Raw genomic sequence first — 16,765 nt, forward strand, 5'->3', positions numbered from 1 at the left:
TCGGTTGGGATGGAAAGGCGTCTGTCAGCCGGGACGCAGGTGGAATTCCACCAGGCGCTGCATGGGCTTGCGGATGAAGAGCCCCGCCTTCATGCCGCGCTCCTCCAGCACCCGGGCAATGAGCTTGCGGTGCGCGTAGGCCACCGAGCCCACGAAGCGCACCTCCAGCTCCCCGGCCCCGCTGTACTTGGCGAGGATGCGCCCGGCGAGGTTTTGGAAGCCCTCCCGAAGCAGCGACTTTACATAGTCCGATTCAGGGTGCCGTCCCATAAAAGAGGCGTAGGAGGCCACGAACCGGCTGGGCTGCTGCTCGTCGTAGACCCCCCGGTGGATGGCCTCCAGCTCCATGTCGCACTCCGCGGCCAGGGCCTCCCGCAGCTCGTCCGGCATCTCGTATCTGAAATAGTCGTTGATGAGGCGCTTGCCGAACCAGCCCGCCGAGGCCTCGTCTCCCAGCACGAACGCCAGCGAGGGGATGTGCTCGGTGATGCGGCGCCCGTCGTAACGGCAGGAATTCATGCCCGTACCCAGTATGCAGGCGATGCCCGCCTCGTCAAAGAAGCAGGCGCGGGCGGCCCCCAGCAGGTCGTGGTGCACGTGGATGCCCGCCCCCGGAAAGTGAGGGCCGATGGCCGTGGCCACTGTCTTCTCGCGGCGTGGACTGTCCACCCCGGCCCCGTAGAAGTGGATCTCCTCCACCTCGCGCCCCTCCAGGCGGGCGTGCACCCCACGGCCGGTGATGCGGCGGATCCCCTCCAGGGTGTGGTAGTAGGGATTGAGTCCCTCGGTCTCGAGCTCCAGCTTCTCCTCGCCGGAACTGCTCACGTAGCTCCACTCGGTCTTGGTGGATCCGCTGTCGGCAATCAACAGGCTCATGGGGAATGCGTCCAGGCTGGTGGTTAGGGGTTCTCATGCGCTTCGTGCCGGGCCAATCTAAACATTTTTGGGGAGAAGATTTAGGGAGGCGTTTGCACGCTGCGGCCGCGATTGTTACCATTCCCCTGACATGAAACTCACCTACAACAACTACCTGAAAATCGACGAGCTGCTCGACCTGCAGGAGCTGCGCTCCGATCCGCAGGAGCACGACGAGATGCTCTTTATCATCATCCACCAGACCTACGAGCTCTGGTTCAAGCAGATCCTGCACGAGTTCGGCAAGCTGCGCCGGGAGCTGAAGGAGGGAGAGACGTGGACTTCGGTGAAGACCATGCGCCGCGTACTCTCTATCCTGAAGACCATGGTGGCCCAGATCGACATCCTGGAGACCATGACGCCTCTGGAGTTCAACTCCTTCCGCGGTTTCCTGGACGAGGCCAGCGGTTTCCAGTCGGTGCAGTTCCGCGAGGTGGAGGTCCTTTGCGGGCACCGCTCCCCTCACGTGATGAAGGCCTACGCCGACAAGCCGGAGTACCTCCGCCGCATGGAGGAACGCATGGAGGAGGACACCCTCTGGGAGTGCTTCTGCATCTACCTGCGACGGAGTGGCTGGGAGGTGGACCTGCCGGAGCGCGCCAACGATAAGGGCCTTCTCTACGACCCCAACCCCGCCACCCAGGAGACGCTCATCGAGATCATGAACAGCGATCCCGAGACCGCCATGCTCTGCGAGCTCTTCGTGGACTTCGACGAGGGCATGCAGGAGTGGCGCTACCGCCACGTGAAGATGGTGGAGCGTACCATCGGCAACAAGATGGGCACGGGCGGCTCCGACGGGGTCTCCTACCTGCGGGGCACCCTCCACCAGCGCATCTTCCCCGATCTCTGGGAGATCCGCTCCGAACTCTGACCCGAACGGTGACATGGACATCGACGAACTGGCCGGGCGCCTCGCCCCCCACTATTCGCACTTCGACGTGGCCGACCGCCTGCTTTTTACCGGCCACTCCCACCAGGCCTGGCCCGATGCGGCCCGCGAGGGACTACTGGAGGCCTGGGAGGCCGCCGCGGGGGAGGTGGACGCCAAGTGGGAACGCGCCTTCGAAAAGGTGGACGTGCTCCGCGGCTACCTGCGCGACTGGTACGACGATCCTGACGGGCTCTGGTGCCGGGGCGAGAACACCCACACGCTGCTGGTCTCCTGGCTGTCGGCCCTCGACCTGCCCTCCAATCCGCGGGTGGTGACCACCGATGCCGAATTCCACTCCATGGCCCGCCAGCTCAAGCGCCTGGAGGAGGAGGGCGTGACGGTGGACCGTGCGAAGGCCGACCCCGACAGCCTGGTGCGCCAGCTCGGGAAGCTGCTCGAGCGCCCCGCGGCCGCCCTCATGCTCTCGCGGGTCTGGTTCGAAAGCGCGGTGGTAAACCGGCGCCTCCCCGAAATCGCCGCCCTCGCCCGGGAGCGCGGAGTGCCCCTGCTGGTGGACGACTACCACGGCACCAACGTGGTGCCCCTCTCACTGCGGGAGGCGGGCATGGAAGACTGCTATCTGCTGGTGGGCGGCTACAAATACCTGCAGTGGGGAGAGGGCAACTGTTTCCTGCGCTACCCGACCGGCTGTGGGCTGCGTCCCGTAGTCACCGGCTGGTTCGCCGACTTCGGCTCCCTGGACCGCCCGCAGGAGGGTCCGGTGGCCTACGGGGAAGAGCACATGCGTTTCGCCAGCGGCACCTTCGACCCCGCCCCGGTCTTCCGCGCGGCGGCGGTGGTGGAATTCTTCCGGGCGCAGGGACTCACCCCGCAGGTGCTGCGGCGGCAGTACCGGGCGCAGGTGGGCCTGCTGCGGGAGTGTTTCAGGGAGACCGGCCTCAACCCGGATAGCATCCGCCTGCTCCACGAACGTCCCCTGGACCAGACGGGCGGCTTCCTGGCCCTGCAGGCCCCGCGGGCACGGGAGATTCGCGCGGAGCTGATGCGCCGGGGCGTCTGGACCGACGCCCGCGGAGAGGTGCTGCGCATGGGACCCGCACCCTATACCACATCAGATCAGATCCGTGAGGCCGTGGGGCTCCTGGCCGAGGCGGTACGCAGCCTCTGAAGGCCGCTCGTCGGAGCTGGCGTAAGGCCCCGCCCGCTGGCGGGTCTACCCCGTACGCGGCATGGAGGAAGAGCGCATATTTTACTTATATTGTTCCCCGTCCGTGCAGCGGACACGCCAGCATCGCCGGCTGGCATGCAGCCCGCAGCCTTTTTGAATTACGGGTGACACCGGGCTGTCACCAACGCCCCGTATCTTGCAGGCGTCACCCCAAACGAGCAACGCAACCGTTCAACCACTTTCGCTATGTCAGAGAAAAAGGACCGGGAAAAAGCCCTGGAAATGGCCATCGGCCAGATTGAGAAACAGCACGGCAAGGGAACCATCATGCGCCTGGGCGACGAGGCCAGCCGCAACGTGGAGGCCATCTCCACCGGTTCCATCATGATAGACTATGCCTTGGGCGTGGGCGGCATCCCCCGGGGCCGCGTCACCGAGATTTACGGACCGGAGGCCAGTGGCAAGACCACCCTGGCCATGCACGTGATTGCCGAGGCCCAGAAAGCCGGGGGCTACGCCGCCTTCATTGATGCCGAGCACGCATTCGATCCCAAATACGCCAAAAATCTGGGCATCAACACCGACGAGCTGCTCGTCTCCCAGCCCGACAGCGGGGAGCAGGCCCTGGAGATCATGGAGACGCTGATCCGCTCTGCCGCCCTCGATGTGGTGGCCATCGACTCGGTGGCCGCCCTGGTGCCCCGCGCCGAGCTGGAGGGCGAGATGGGCGACGCGCACGTGGGTCTGCAGGCCCGCCTCATGTCGCAGGCCCTGCGCAAGATCACCGGCATCGTCAGCAAAACGCGAACTTCCTGCATCTTTATCAACCAGATCCGCGAGAAAATCGGCGTGATGTTCGGCAATCCCGAAACCACCAGCGGCGGACGCGCCCTGAAATTCTACTCTTCGGTACGCATCGACATCCGCCGAATCGGCTCCATCAAGCAGGGCGACGACGTGGTGGGCAACCGCACCAAGGTCAAGATCGTCAAGAACAAGGTGGCCCCGCCCTTCAAACAGGTGGAGTTCAACATCATCTACGGCAAGGGCATCTCCAGGATGGCTGAGATCCTCGACCTGGCCGTGGAGTTCGACATTATCCAGAAGCGGGGCAGCTGGTACCGCTACGACGGGGAGCCTATCGGCCAGGGCACTGACAACGCCATCGAGTTCCTGGAGTCCGACCCCGAGATCACCGATAAAATCGAGAAGCAGGTGCGCCGCGAGATTGACCCCGATCAGCAGGCCGAAGAGGAAAAGGCTGAAGGAAACGGGGAGGAAGGAGAAAACGGCGGCAATGGCGACGACGGGGATGACGACTAGCGGTGAAGGAGGAGATTCCGGCTGAACTCCCGGGGCCCATCACCGAGATCCGGCCCCAAAAGAAAAGCAGCGAACGTTATTCGCTCTTCGTAGGGGAGGCCTTCGTCATCGGCCTGTCGGGTGACACCCTGCTGGAGTTCGGCCTCAAGAAGGGCGACCTCCTCACGCCCGAACTCTGGCGGCGGCTGCGCGAGGCCGAGGGGCGCGGCGCCGTCAAGTCGTACATGGTCCGCATGCTCGGCCGCCGCGACCACGCCCGCCGGGAACTGTCCGACAAGGCGCGCCGCAAGGACCTCAACCACGCCTTTATCGACGACGTGCTCGACGAGCTGGAACGCAAGGGCTACCTGGACGACCGCGCCTTCGCCGTCTCCTTCGCCCGCGACAAGTACGAGCTGAACCGCTGGGGACCCTCCAAAATCCGCGCCCACCTGCGCAAGAAAGGCATAGGACGCGCCGACGCCGACCGCGCCCTCGAAGAGGTCTTCGAGGAGGCCGATCTGCAGGCGGCGCTGCGCGGGCTGGTCGAAAAGCGCCGCAGGCACTTCTTGCGGGAGGAGGACCCCTTTAAGAGAAAGAAGAAAATATTTGATTATCTTGCCCGCAAAGGCTTCCGGGCCGGCAGCATCCACGCCTGCCTGGACGAGCTGACAAAGCTGGTGTCGGAATGAAAAACATCACTCTCGAAAAGGTCGTACGCTCCATCCTGGCGCTGGCCGGGATTGTGGTGCTGGGCATGGTGCTCTACAACTTTGGTGTGCTGGTGGGCTACGCCGTCATCGCCATGATCTTCAGCTACATCCTCGACCCGGTAGTCAACCGCATGCAGACGGCCGGCATGAACCGCACCGTTGCCATCACCCTTGCCATGCTGGGTGTTGGACTCATCCTGGTCTGGATCTCCACCAATATCATCCCGGTCATCGGCAACCAGATGGTGGAGCTGGCCGCCCAGCTCAACATCCAGAATATACAGACCATCGCCCAGCAGGTAGAAAACCGCCTGGTGGCACAGTTCTCCTTTCTGCCTGACCGTTTTCTAAGCGACAACATTACCGACGTGCTCCGCGAGCTTTTCACCGTGGGCGAGGTGCCGGCCGCCGTCGGCAACCTCATCGGCATTTTCACCAACCTCTTTGCCGCCTCCCTTATCATCCCCTTCGCCACCTTCTTTTTCCTGAAGGACGGCTCGAAGATACGGCGCGACATCCTCTCGCTGGTGCCCAACAAGTACTTTGAAACCACGCTCAGCCTGGTGGACAAGATCGAGGCGCGGCTGGGCCACTACTTCCGCACCGTCATGCTGCAGAGCGTGCTGGTGGCCCTGACCTCCTTCCTGGGACTCACCATCGCAGGGCTCAACAACTCTCTCTCGGTAGGCATCGCCGTAGGCGTGGCCAACACCATTCCCTACTTCGGACCGGTTATCGGCTACTTCCTTTCGGCTGTGGTCTCCATTATCGAGGTGGGCGACTTCTCGCTGGTGCTGCCCTGCGTGCTGGCCATCCTCTGCGTACAGATCCTGGACAACGTGGTCTTCCAGCCCATGCTCTTCTCCCGCTCGGCCGACATGCACCCGGTGGCCATCCTCTTCATCATCATGATCGGGGCGGAGGTGGCCGGCATCCTGGGCATGCTCATCGCCATCCCCATCGCCACTATGGTCAAGATCACCATCAACCAGGTGCGCTGGAGCCTCAACAACTACTACGTCTTCCGCACGGGCGGCTGACCGCCTGCGGGCGGGGCGAGGCCCCGATTCTCTTCACTATTTTCCTTATCTTCCTGCTGAACCGAAACGCCCGAACATCTCACCTACCGCGGACGTGCCCAGCATCGTCGTTTTTGCCTCCGGCTCAGGCTCCAATTTCCAGGCCGTCATCGACGCCGCCCGAAGCGGACGCATCCCCGCCTCCGTCGCCGGACTGATCACCGACCGGGAGGGTATCCGCGCCATTGAACGGGCACGGGAGGCAGGGATTCCCGTGCGTGTCATCCCCCCCGGCGAACAACCCGGCAGACAAAACTTCGCCGGGGCCCTGCTCGACGCCCTCAATACCTGGAAGCCCGACCTGGTGGTGCTGGCCGGTTACCTGCGCAGAATTCCACCCTCGGTCATCCGCCGCTATCCCGGGCGCATCATCAACATTCATCCGGCCCTGCTGCCCGACTTCGGCGGGGAGGGCTTCTACGGCATGCGCGTGCACCGCGCCGTCCTGGAGGCGGGCCGTGAGACATCCGGGTGCACTGTCCACCGGGTGACCGAGAACTACGACGAGGGACCCATCCTGGAGCAGGTAACCGTACCCGTGCACCCCTGCGATACCCCCGAGACACTGGCCGCCCGCGTGCTGGAAAAAGAGCACGAACTGCTGCCCCGTGTAATCCGCAATCTGCTGGAGGGTGAGCGTTCCTCCGCGTCCGGCAATTCCGCAGCCCCCTCATCTCAATCCCAATCCTGATCCCCGACGCCCTTGGCTCTCCAACCCCTGGAATCCCTCCCCGAAACGCCCCTCACCCCCAAACGCGCCCTGGTCTCGGTATCCGACAAGCGCGGGCTGGAGTCTCTGGCCCGCGCCCTGCACGCCGCGGGCGTGGAGATCATCTCAACCGGCGGCACCGCCGCCCGCATTCGCGAGCTGGACATCCCGGTCACCGGCGTCTCCGAGCTTACCGGCTTCCCGGAGTGCCTGGACGGCCGCGTGAAGACGCTCCATCCGAAGGTGCACGCCGGCGTGCTCGCGCGCACCTCCCACGCACCCGATCGGGAGGAGCTCGCCCGGTTGGACATCGAACCCATCGAACTGGTGGCCGTCAACCTCTACCCCTTCGGGGAAACGGTGGCACGCGACGGAGTCGGCCCCGCCGAGGCTACCGAGCATATTGACATAGGCGGACCCACCCTGATCAGGGCGGCCGCCAAGAATTTCGCCCACGTGGCCGTGCTCACCTCCCCCGACCACTATGCCTCCCTCATCGAAGAGCTCCAGGCGGACGGCACCGTTTCCTTCAGGCTGCGCCGCAAACTGGCCCTTGAGGCTTTCAACCACACCGCCGCATACGACGCCCGCATCGCCGGCTGGTTCAGCGGCTACTGCGGGGAGGAGGTGCCCTCCCGGCTCCATCTCTCGCTGCCGCACTCCCAGGAGCTTCGCTACGGAGAGAACCCGCACCAGAAGGCCGCGGTCTACGGGAAACAGAATCGCCATATCGACTGCTTCCACGGCAAACAGCTCAGCTACAACAACCTGCTGGACGTAGATGCCGCACTCAATCTCATGGCCGATTTCGGGGAGGCAGGTCCCACCTGCGCCATCTTCAAACACACGGTTCCCTGCGGAGTGGCCTCCGCCGGCACCCTGCGGGAGGCGTGGTCCCGCGCCTTCGCCACCGACACGCAGTCGCCCTACGGAGGCATCGTGGCGGTGAACCGACCCATCGACCGGGAGACCGCCGAAGCGATTGACGAAATCTTCACCGAAATTGTGCTGGCCCCCTCCTTCGAGGACGAGGCCCTGGAGCTTCTCACCGAAAAGAAGAACCGCCGCCTCATCCGCATCACGGAACCGGTGGACCACACCGGGGTCCGTCAGGTGCGCTCCATCTTCGGGGGCGCCCTGGCCCAGGAGCCCGACCACGGCCCCATCCGCTATGAAAATTACGAGGTGGTTACCAAACGCCGTCCCACGGAAGAAGAGGTCGAAAACCTGCTTTTCGCCTGGAAGGTGGTCAAGCATGTGAAGTCCAATGCCATCGTCTACGCCCGCGGGGGACAGACCCTGGGTATAGGCAGCGGACAGACCAGCCGGGTGGAATCCTCCAAAATTGCCATCGCCAAAGCACGCGAGGAGGGCCTCTCCCTGGAGGGCAGCGCCATCGCCTCCGATGCCTTTTTCCCCTTCGCCGACGGCGTGGAGGCGGCCGCCGAAGCCGGGGCCGAATCGGTCATTCAGCCCGGCGGAAGCATTCGCGACGAGAAGGTGATCGAGGCCGCCGACCGCCACGGCATGGCCATGGTATTCACCGGCATGCGCCATTTCCGCCACTAATCCTCAGGCCCTGCAGAATGAGTCCTTAATTCGCAAATAGATTAACAATATTGTATTTTCAATCTGCCGTTTCGGCAGGCAACCGAATCCACACATCGCGCACCCCAAGAAGGAGACCATGCAGACTACCGAGGCCACCGATAACCAAAGCCAGAAAAAGAAGGGCGGGCTCTTCGACTGGCTCTATACCGACATCGCCATCGACCTGGGCACCGCCAACACCCTGATCTACTCGCGCGATGAAGGCATCGTACTCAACGAACCCTCCATCGTGGCCCTCAACATGCAGAACGAGCCGGTGGCTACCGGACACGAGGCGCGCCTCATGCACGAGAAGACCCACAAGAACATCCGCACGGTTCGTCCCCTGCGCGACGGGGTGATCGCCGATTTCGAGGTGGCCGAGCAGATGATCCGGGGCATGATCAAGAAGGTACAGATGAAGTGGTATTCCAGCACCCGCAAGATGGTGGTCTGCGTTCCCAGCGGCATCACCGAGGTGGAGCGGCGCGCGGTGCGCGACAGCGCCGAACACGCCGGCGCCAAGGAGGTCTACCTGGTGGACGAGCCGATGGCCGCCGCCATCGGCATAGGCCTCAACGTCCATGAGCCCATCGGCAACATGATTGTGGATATCGGCGGGGGCACCACAGAAATAGCCGTCATCGCCCTCTCGGGCATCGTCTACGCACAGTCGGTGCGCCTTGGCGGAGATGAACTGAACGAGGACATCATCAACTATTTCCGGCGCAACCACAACCTGCTGATCGGCGAGCGTACGGCCGAAAGCATCAAGTGCGAGATCGGTTCGGCGGCCCCGCTGGACGAGGAGCTGGAGAGCGTGACCAAGGGACGCGACCTGGTTAACGGCGTGCCACGCACGCGTCATGTTACTTCCAAGGACGTGCGCGAGGCCATCTCCGAATCGGTAAACACCATCGTGGAATCCATCACCAAGTCCCTCGAACAGACCCCGCCCGAGCTCTCGGCCGACATCCTCGACCGCGGCATTATGCTCACTGGAGGAGGCGCCCTGCTGAAGAATCTGGACAAACTCATCATGGAGACCACCGACCTCCCCGTACACATTGCCGAAGATCCACTTACGGCGGTGGTGCGCGGCACGGGCGCCATCCTCGAGGATCTCGACTACTATCGAACCGTCATTACCTGAAACCCCTCCCACGTGAATGCGCTTCCGACTCCCACGCATATCCGACGCTAAGGACCACATCCTGGCGGCTGTGCTGCTGGTACTCGCCTCAGCCCTGATGCTGGGACGCTACCAGGGGGGCATCGACAACCTGCGCAAAGTCTCCATCACCCTCTTTTCCTACCTGGAGGAGCCCCTTTCCAACATACGGGTCTACCGGCAGGCCTTGAAGACCAACGCCTACCTGCGCAAGCAGAACGTGCTGCTGCAGGACGAGGTAAGCCGCCTGCGCGCCGCCGGGCAGCGCAACGAGGAGCTGCGTTCCCTGCTCAACTTCCAAAGCGAAAGCACCCTGCAGATGGAGCCTGTGCGCGTGGTGGCCAAAGAGATTAACCAGATCAATAATTTCCTGACGGTGGACGCCGGCGCAGAAGCCGACATCGAGGTGGGCATGCCCATGGTGGCGGCCGACGGACTGGTGGGCAAGGTGATCCTCACCTCCGGCTCCTACGCCCAGGTCATGCCCTTCTACAATTCCGCCTTCAGGGTCAGCGCCAGGCTGCTGCGTTCCAGTCAGCCCGGCATCGTCTCCTGGGAGGGTACCAGCGGCATTGCCATGGGCGAACTGGTGCTCAACTACGTGCCCCAGACCGTGCCGGTGGACACCGGTGAGGTGGTGGTCACCTCGGGCTTCAGCAATCAGTTTCCTGCCGACATTCCCATAGGCCGGGTGATACGCACCGAGCCCCTGGAGGGCAGGGAGACCCAGCGCATCTATCTGCGGCCCTACGTGGACATACGTCCCCTGGCCGAAGGTTTCCTGGTGCGCTTCACGCCGGACACCACCATCTCAAACCTGAACGAGGCCTACCGGGAGATGTTTGAATGAGCGGAAAGCAGATTAAGCAGATAGCGCTGGGACTTGGCATGGTGGCGGTGCAGGTGATGCTCTTCCGCCATCTCAAAATCCTGGACATGCAGCCCGACCTGGTGCTGGTGTTCCTGCTCTGGTACATGAGCCGCGCCGACCGGACCTCCGCTATTCTTATGGGTGCACTGCTGGGACTTACCCAGGACGCCATGATGGATCTCTGGGGACTAAATATGTTCTCCAAAACGTTTATAGCCTTTGCGGGACACAACCTATTGCCAGGCGGCAGCGAGACCCGCCTGCTGCTGAACCAGGTGGCCCTGACCGTCCTGATCGCCGCCCTTGCCCACAACCTGGTCTTCCTGGGACTGAATTGGGTCGTCGATATCTACTCCGGGGAGTTCATATTCTGGCGCCACTGGCTGGGCAGCAGTGTCTACACGGCCGCGCTGGCGGGCTTTATTCACCTGTTCCGCACCCGATAAGATATTCTCATGCACTACCGCTCCAAACAGCGAACTAAAACCTCCATCCGGGTCCTCCAGATCGCGATGGGCGGGCTTGCCCTGATCATCCTGGGAAGGCTGGTGCAGCTGCAGATTGTGGAGCACGACACCTACGGACCTCTCAGCCGCGAGAACGCCCTCCGGCAGGAGACGGTAACACCGGCACGGGGACTGATCTTCGACCGCAACGGGCGGCTGCTGGTGGACAACGAACCCATCTATACCATCACCATCACACCCGCCCGCTACGACAACAGCAAAAGTCCCGTGCTGGCCGACATCATGGACGTGTCCCTGGACGTCGTGGAGCGGAGGGTTCAGGAGGCGCGCGACTACTCATGGTACCGCTCCTCGCGGCTATTCACGGAGGTGGACTTCCGCAAATTCTCAGTACTGCAGGAGAACATTTGGAGGCTCCCCGGCATCGGACACCAGTTGGAGAGCAAGCGACACTACCCGGTGGACAGCCTGCAGGCCTCCCACGTGATGGGCTACCTGCGGGAGGTCTCCCAGCAGGAGTACGAAAGCTCCCGGAACTACCACCTGGGCGACAAGGTGGGCAAGAGCGGACTGGAAATGGTCTACGAAAACCACCTGCGCGGGGAGTCGGGCATCGAGTACATCAAGATCAACGCGCTCGGGCAGTCCCTCGGCAGTTACGACAACGGTTCGCTCGACGAGTCACCGGTCAAGGGGGCCGACCTCTACACCACCCTTGACGCCGGCCTTCAGGTATTGGCGGAGGATCTCATGGAAGGGCTGCGCGGTGCGGCCGTGGCCATAGACCCCGACAACGGGGCCATTCTCTCCCTGGTGAGCGCTCCCCAGTACGATATCCGCAAGCTCTCCGGACGCATCGACTCGGCCTATTGGCAACAGGTCAACGCCGACACCACCGACCCCCTCTACAACCGCGCCATCTCCAGCATCCAGCCGCCGGGTTCCACCTTCAAGCCTCTGATGGCGTTAATGGGACTTGAAATGGGCCTTATTACCCCCGAAACCGAGATCAACAACCCGGGTTACTACCAGCGCGGTCGCCGTTACAACGACCTGGCCCCCCCGGGCGCCTACGATGTGGGACGCGCCCTGGAGGAGTCGTCCAATACCTTCTTTTTCTGGCTGATGGACCGCATGGCCAATAGTCGCAGCATCAACCGCTGGCACGAGCTGGCTTCCGATTTCGGCTTTGGCAAGGCCAGCAACGTGGACCTGCCCTATGAAAACGCCGGCATCCTTCCCGACTCCGCCTGGCTGAACCGCAACCTGGGCGAAGGGCGCTGGGGCATTGGCGACATGATGAGCCTGGGGGTGGGACAGGGTTTCATATCGGCAACCCCCCTCCAAATGGCGCAGCTTGCCGCCCAGATCGGCAATGGGGGATACCGCATTCGTCCCCACCTGGTCAACACCATCCGCCAGAGCGACGGTACGGTGCGCTACACCGATACGCCCCGCGAGAAGATCGCTTGGGTGGACGAGGAGAACCTCGAGGTGGTCAAAAGCGGCATGCGGCGTGTGGTGCAGAACGGCGGCGCCCGCATATACGCCGACCTGGACAGCGTGCGCGTGGCGGGCAAGACGGGCACCGCGCAGAACCCCCACGGGGCCGACCACGGCTGGTTTATCGCCTTTGCCCCCATGGACGACCCGCAGATCGCCGTCGCCGTGCTCGTGGAGAACGCAGGATACGGCTCCCAGTCGGCCGCTCCCATCGCCTCGCTCATGATTGAGCAGTACCTGAACGGGCGCATCGGCGACAGCTGGGAGCGGCAGTTTACACGGCAGCGGGTGGAAGAACTCAAGGCCGAGCTCCGGGGAGGCGGGTCCGCCGACAGCGTGGCCGTGCCCACGACCGCCCCCTCCAACACCGAAGACGACCCGCAATGAAGAGCCTACGAGACCTGAACTGGATTATGGTAGGCCTCTGGGCGGCCCTCTGCGCCATCGGCATGGTGGCCATCTACAGCGCCACGCTGGGACCCGTCTCGCAGTTCCTGCCCGAATACATCCAGGTCAACTTCTGGAAGCAGCTCATCGCCTTCGGCATCGCAGTTGTGGTGCTTGTGGGCGTGCAGTTCTTTGATCCGCGCAACTTCCAGGAGGGTTCCTACCTCTTCTACGCAGTCTGCATCGTACTGATGATTCTCACGCTGATCTTCGGGCGCGAGGTGAACGGTGCAAGGAGCTGGCTGGTTATCGGACCCCTGAACCTGCAGACCAGCGAGCTGATGAAGGTGGCCACCATCCTGGCCGTGGCCAACTACCTGACCAGCCGGCGCAACATCTCCACGGAAAACCTGCGCTACGCCTTAACCACCGTGGGACTTATCCTGCTGCCCACCGTACTGGTGATCCTGCAGAACGACACCGGAACCGCCATCGTCTTCCTGGCACTCATCCCCGTCATGCTCTTCTGGTCCGGCCTCCCCTACGGGATCTCTCTGCTGATGATCTCCCCGGCTATCATCGGCTACCTGAGCATCATCGCATGGTACTGGGGACTGGCCGCCGCACTGGTGCTTACGCTGGCCATCTTCCTGATCCAGCGTCGGACCTGGCTCACCTTCGTCTCCTTCGCCAGCGGACTGCTTATCGTTATCGGCATGCAGGTGGCCCTCTTCCAGGTGCTTCAACCCCACCAGCGTGCGCGCATCGAAGCCTTCACCAACCCCTCATTCGATCCCCAAGGGGCCGGCTGGAACGTAATTCAGGCCAAGACGGCCATAGGTTCGGGGGGACTCTACGGCAAGGGATTCACGGAGGGGACCCAGACCCAGCTCCGCTTTCTGCCGGAGCAGTGGACCGACTTCATCTACTGCGTCATCGGCGAGGAGTTCGGCTTTGTCGGCTCCAGCCTGGTGCTGCTGCTTTTTATGGGTCTCGTGCTGAGGCTGCTCAACAGCGCGGGCACCCACAAGTCACCCTTCGCCCAGCTTGTCATCGTTGGGGTGACCACCATCCTATTCATCCACTTCTTCATCAACGTGGGCAGCGCCACCGCCCTGCTTCCCGTCATTGGACTGCCCCTGCCTTTCATCAGCTACGGGGGCTCGGCCCTGCTCGCCAACACCCTCATGCTGGCCATCTGCCTGAACCTGGACTTCTATAAGCGCCACTTCAGTATCTACGGCTAAAGGCACCGTGTGAAACTTCCCTTCCTGTACGCTATATTACATAGGTACTTTTGCATCGGCCCTCCTCTATATGACCAAGCCGGAGCGCACAAACCCATCGCGCCACCCATTCGGGACCACGTCCCGAAGAAAGATCCGCCCCGGCCCTACCTAGTTTTACATACATAGATACACCTAGTACAAGATTAGGCGGATAAACCTATATACATCATCCCACAAAAAACGTATCCTAGTTAAAAATCACAGACAGTTTATCAGGGGGGATTCCCCTCCAACGATTCTCGATGCGTGGGCTGAGATTGCCTGATGAAGGCAGTCGTGCCGGGACGGGGACGCACGGGGCACGGTTACGTAGCTAGGAACTATCAGTACCACCTATTTCATCTATGGCATCGGTTACAATCCTGATCGCGGTCTACTACGAACTGGTCCGTGACGGTATTGAAAAGCTGCTGGACGGCCAATCCGGGCTATCGGTCGCCGACACGGTGCAGAACTCCAAAGAACTTGCCTCCTACGACTTTCCCGGGGGGGCCGACCTGCTGGTCCTGGACCTTGACATGCCTGACCTGGATGCCCGCAATTTCATTCACGGACTGCGCCGGGAACATCCCGACGTCCACGTCCTGGCGCTGAGCGACCAGGCCGACGCCGAAACGGCTCGCGCCGTCATGCGGGTGGGCGCCTCGGGCTATATGATGAAAAAACGGGGCGTGGAAGACCTCGTCAAGGCCATCGAGAATATTGCCGGGGGCGGACAGTACGTCTGCGACGACACCCTCCGGCTGCTGATTCAGCAGAGCGGGACAAGCCATGACGGGGCGCTCGAATCGGACATCCTCACCGATCGCGAGATGGAGGTGCTGCGTGAAATCTGCGGGGAGCTTACCAACAAGGAGATCGCCGAAAAACTCTCCATCAGCGTCCGCACGGTGGACGCCCACCGCCGCAACCTGCTTCAGAAGACGGGCGCACGCAACACGGCCGGCCTGGTCAAATACGCGATAAAGCATGGCCTTTACGAGCCGTGAAGGCCTGCCCCGCCTTTGCCGGCGCCGGATGGACGCCAAGCACCCACCGTCCGGCTAGAACTTAGGCCTATATACCTAGTCATATTCACTTTATCTCCAACTAGGTGTTTTACGTCATCCCTTTTCGCGCTGCGCGTCTTATATTAACGTTAACATCGATTAATCCCATCCAATACTGATTCACTATCGCACGCCATCATCCTGACAGGCGTTAGCTTCGCCCAGGCACCTGAGATGCCGGCAGCCGGTGGAGCCGCGTTAAACATTCAGCACCCATGAGTACTGACGCACGCGTACCCACCGGCCTGGCAGGGCTGGATGAAATTCTGAAAGGGGGCTTCCTCCCAAATAACGCCTACTTGGTCCGCGGCGGACCCGGTACGGGAAAGTCCACCTTCGGCATGCATTTCCTTTCACACGGCGCGCGACTGGGTGAAAAGGCGCTCTACATCACCCTTGGGGAATCCGAGAAAAACCTGCGACGCAACGCCGGACGCATGGATATCGACCTGGAGGGCGTGTATTTCGTGGACGAAAGTCCCCGGCAGGACCTGGAGGAGGAATCCGGCTCCTACGGTATTTTCCATTCGGGGGATGTAGAACAGCAGCCCATCCTGGAATCGGTGGTCGAAAAAGTCCGCGAGCTGGAACCCAACCGGGTCTTCCTGGACTCCATCACCATGCTGCGTTTCCTGAGCCGGGACCCCTTTCAGCTGCGCAAGACGGCCCTCTCGCTCATGAATTACATCGGCGATCGCGGGGGAACCCTGCTGATGACTTCCGAGACGGCCGACGACAAATCCGAACAGGACGCCACCTTCTGGGTGGACGGCAACCTCCACCTGGAATACAGTCCCGACTGGCGGAAATTGAGGGTGACCAAGTTCCGGGGCTCCGACTTCATGCACGGCACCCACGCCTTCCGGATATCCGAACAGGGCATTACCATTTTCCCACGCCTGCAGCCCCGCAACTACGAGCGAAAGTTCGTCAGCGAAGCCCTCTCCAGCGGCATACCGGAGCTGGACAACCTTCTGCACGGGGGACTGGAGAAGGGAACCATCACCATCGTAACGGGTCCCACCGGGACGGGCAAGACCAACATGGGGGTTCAGTTCCTAAAGGAGGCCGCCTCGAGGGGCGAACGTTCGGCCCTCTACACCTTTGAGGAGTCGGCCGAGACGGTGATCCGGCGATCGGAATCCATCAACGTGCCGATCCGACACATGATCGAAAAGGGCAACCTGCGCATCGTACCGGTGGGACCCCTGACCTATTCGCCCGACGAATTTCTCAACATGGTGCGTACCGACGTGGAGGAGAACGGCACCACCATGGTGATGATTGACAGCATCGGCGCGTACAGCCTGGCTGTACGCGAGGAGAACACCCTGGAGAGATTGCACACCCTCACCGTCTACCTGCAGAACATGGGCATTACGGGACTGCTTCTTCACGAGGCCTCCAACATTACCGGCCAGTTTGAAACCACCGGCATGAACGCCAGCTACCTGGCCGACAACATTATATTCCTGCGCTACATGGAAATGGAGGGCGAACTGCGCAAGGTCGTGGGCGTACTCAAGAAACGCATGAGCGATTTTGAGCGCAGCATCCGCCACTTCGAGATCACCTCGGAGGGACTCCAGGTGGGCGGGCGCCTCGACAATCTGCGGGGCATCCTGACCGGCCTGCCGGAGCAGATGCAAAGCTGATT

At 62.2% G+C, this 16,765-nt stretch carries 15 protein-coding genes; 14 read left to right on the plus strand and 1 reads right to left on the minus strand.

Features of this window, described 5'->3' with window-relative positions; all coding sequences use genetic code 11:
* Positions 1–24 precede the first annotated feature (24 nt).
* Positions 25–876, minus strand: a complete 852-nt coding sequence (locus tag U5K31_05010) for a hypothetical protein (GenBank protein ID MDZ7772088.1) — start codon at positions 874–876, stop codon at positions 25–27.
* Between the two features lie 130 nt (positions 877–1,006).
* Between U5K31_05010 and U5K31_05015 the strand changes: the two genes are divergently transcribed.
* From U5K31_05015 to U5K31_05080, 14 genes are all read left to right on the plus strand, one after another.
* Complete coding sequence (locus U5K31_05015; protein ID MDZ7772089.1) at positions 1,007–1,789, plus strand: tryptophan 2,3-dioxygenase family protein; 783 nt, start codon at positions 1,007–1,009, stop codon at positions 1,787–1,789.
* Positions 1,790–1,802: 13 nt separating this feature from the next.
* Complete coding sequence (locus U5K31_05020) at positions 1,803–2,978, plus strand: hypothetical protein (protein MDZ7772090.1); 1,176 nt, start codon at positions 1,803–1,805, stop codon at positions 2,976–2,978.
* A 246-nt stretch (positions 2,979–3,224) separates the two neighbouring features.
* Positions 3,225–4,301, plus strand: a complete 1,077-nt coding sequence (recA, locus tag U5K31_05025; protein MDZ7772091.1) for a recombinase RecA — start codon at positions 3,225–3,227, stop codon at positions 4,299–4,301.
* A 2-nt stretch (positions 4,302–4,303) separates the two neighbouring features.
* Positions 4,304–4,972, plus strand: a complete 669-nt coding sequence (locus U5K31_05030; protein MDZ7772092.1) for a RecX family transcriptional regulator — start codon at positions 4,304–4,306, stop codon at positions 4,970–4,972.
* Entirely contained in the window at positions 4,969–6,033 is a 1,065-nt protein-coding gene (locus U5K31_05035) for an AI-2E family transporter (protein MDZ7772093.1), read from the plus strand. Before U5K31_05030 ends, U5K31_05035 begins: the two co-directional genes overlap by 4 nt.
* Before the next feature lie 94 nt (positions 6,034–6,127).
* Positions 6,128–6,763 carry a phosphoribosylglycinamide formyltransferase gene (gene purN, locus U5K31_05040; GenBank protein MDZ7772094.1) on the plus strand — a complete coding sequence of 212 codons (636 nt, stop codon included), beginning with the start codon at positions 6,128–6,130 and terminating at the stop codon, positions 6,761–6,763.
* Between the two features lie 12 nt (positions 6,764–6,775).
* Positions 6,776–8,350: a bifunctional phosphoribosylaminoimidazolecarboxamide formyltransferase/IMP cyclohydrolase gene (gene purH / locus U5K31_05045; protein ID MDZ7772095.1), complete on the plus strand. Its 1,575-nt coding sequence runs from the start codon at positions 6,776–6,778 to the stop codon at positions 8,348–8,350.
* Positions 8,351–8,468: 118 nt separating this feature from the next.
* Positions 8,469–9,524, plus strand: coding sequence for a rod shape-determining protein (locus tag U5K31_05050; GenBank protein ID MDZ7772096.1), 1,056 nt, complete (start codon positions 8,469–8,471; stop codon positions 9,522–9,524).
* A gap of 16 nt (positions 9,525–9,540) precedes the next feature.
* Positions 9,541–10,392 carry a rod shape-determining protein MreC gene (gene mreC / locus U5K31_05055; GenBank protein MDZ7772097.1) on the plus strand — a complete coding sequence of 284 codons (852 nt, stop codon included), beginning with the start codon at positions 9,541–9,543 and terminating at the stop codon, positions 10,390–10,392.
* Entirely contained in the window at positions 10,389–10,859 is a 471-nt protein-coding gene (gene mreD, locus U5K31_05060) for a rod shape-determining protein MreD (GenBank protein ID MDZ7772098.1), read from the plus strand. Before mreC ends, mreD begins: the two co-directional genes overlap by 4 nt.
* A 9-nt stretch (positions 10,860–10,868) precedes the next feature.
* A complete protein-coding gene (mrdA, locus tag U5K31_05065) occupies positions 10,869–12,770 on the plus strand; it encodes a penicillin-binding protein 2 (protein ID MDZ7772099.1) in 1,902 nt (633 codons plus the stop codon).
* Positions 12,767–14,017: a rod shape-determining protein RodA gene (gene rodA / locus U5K31_05070; protein MDZ7772100.1), complete on the plus strand. Its 1,251-nt coding sequence runs from the start codon at positions 12,767–12,769 to the stop codon at positions 14,015–14,017. Before mrdA ends, rodA begins: the two co-directional genes overlap by 4 nt.
* Positions 14,018–14,403: 386 nt before the next feature.
* Entirely contained in the window at positions 14,404–15,048 is a 645-nt protein-coding gene (locus tag U5K31_05075; GenBank protein ID MDZ7772101.1) for a response regulator transcription factor, read from the plus strand.
* Between the two features lie 275 nt (positions 15,049–15,323).
* Positions 15,324–16,763, plus strand: a complete 1,440-nt coding sequence (locus tag U5K31_05080; protein ID MDZ7772102.1) for an ATPase domain-containing protein — start codon at positions 15,324–15,326, stop codon at positions 16,761–16,763.
* The last annotated feature ends 2 nt before the right edge of the window (positions 16,764–16,765 follow it).

Source organism: Balneolaceae bacterium, assembly GCA_034521445.1.
Classification (GTDB): domain Bacteria; phylum Bacteroidota; class Rhodothermia; order Balneolales; family Balneolaceae; genus JAXHMM01.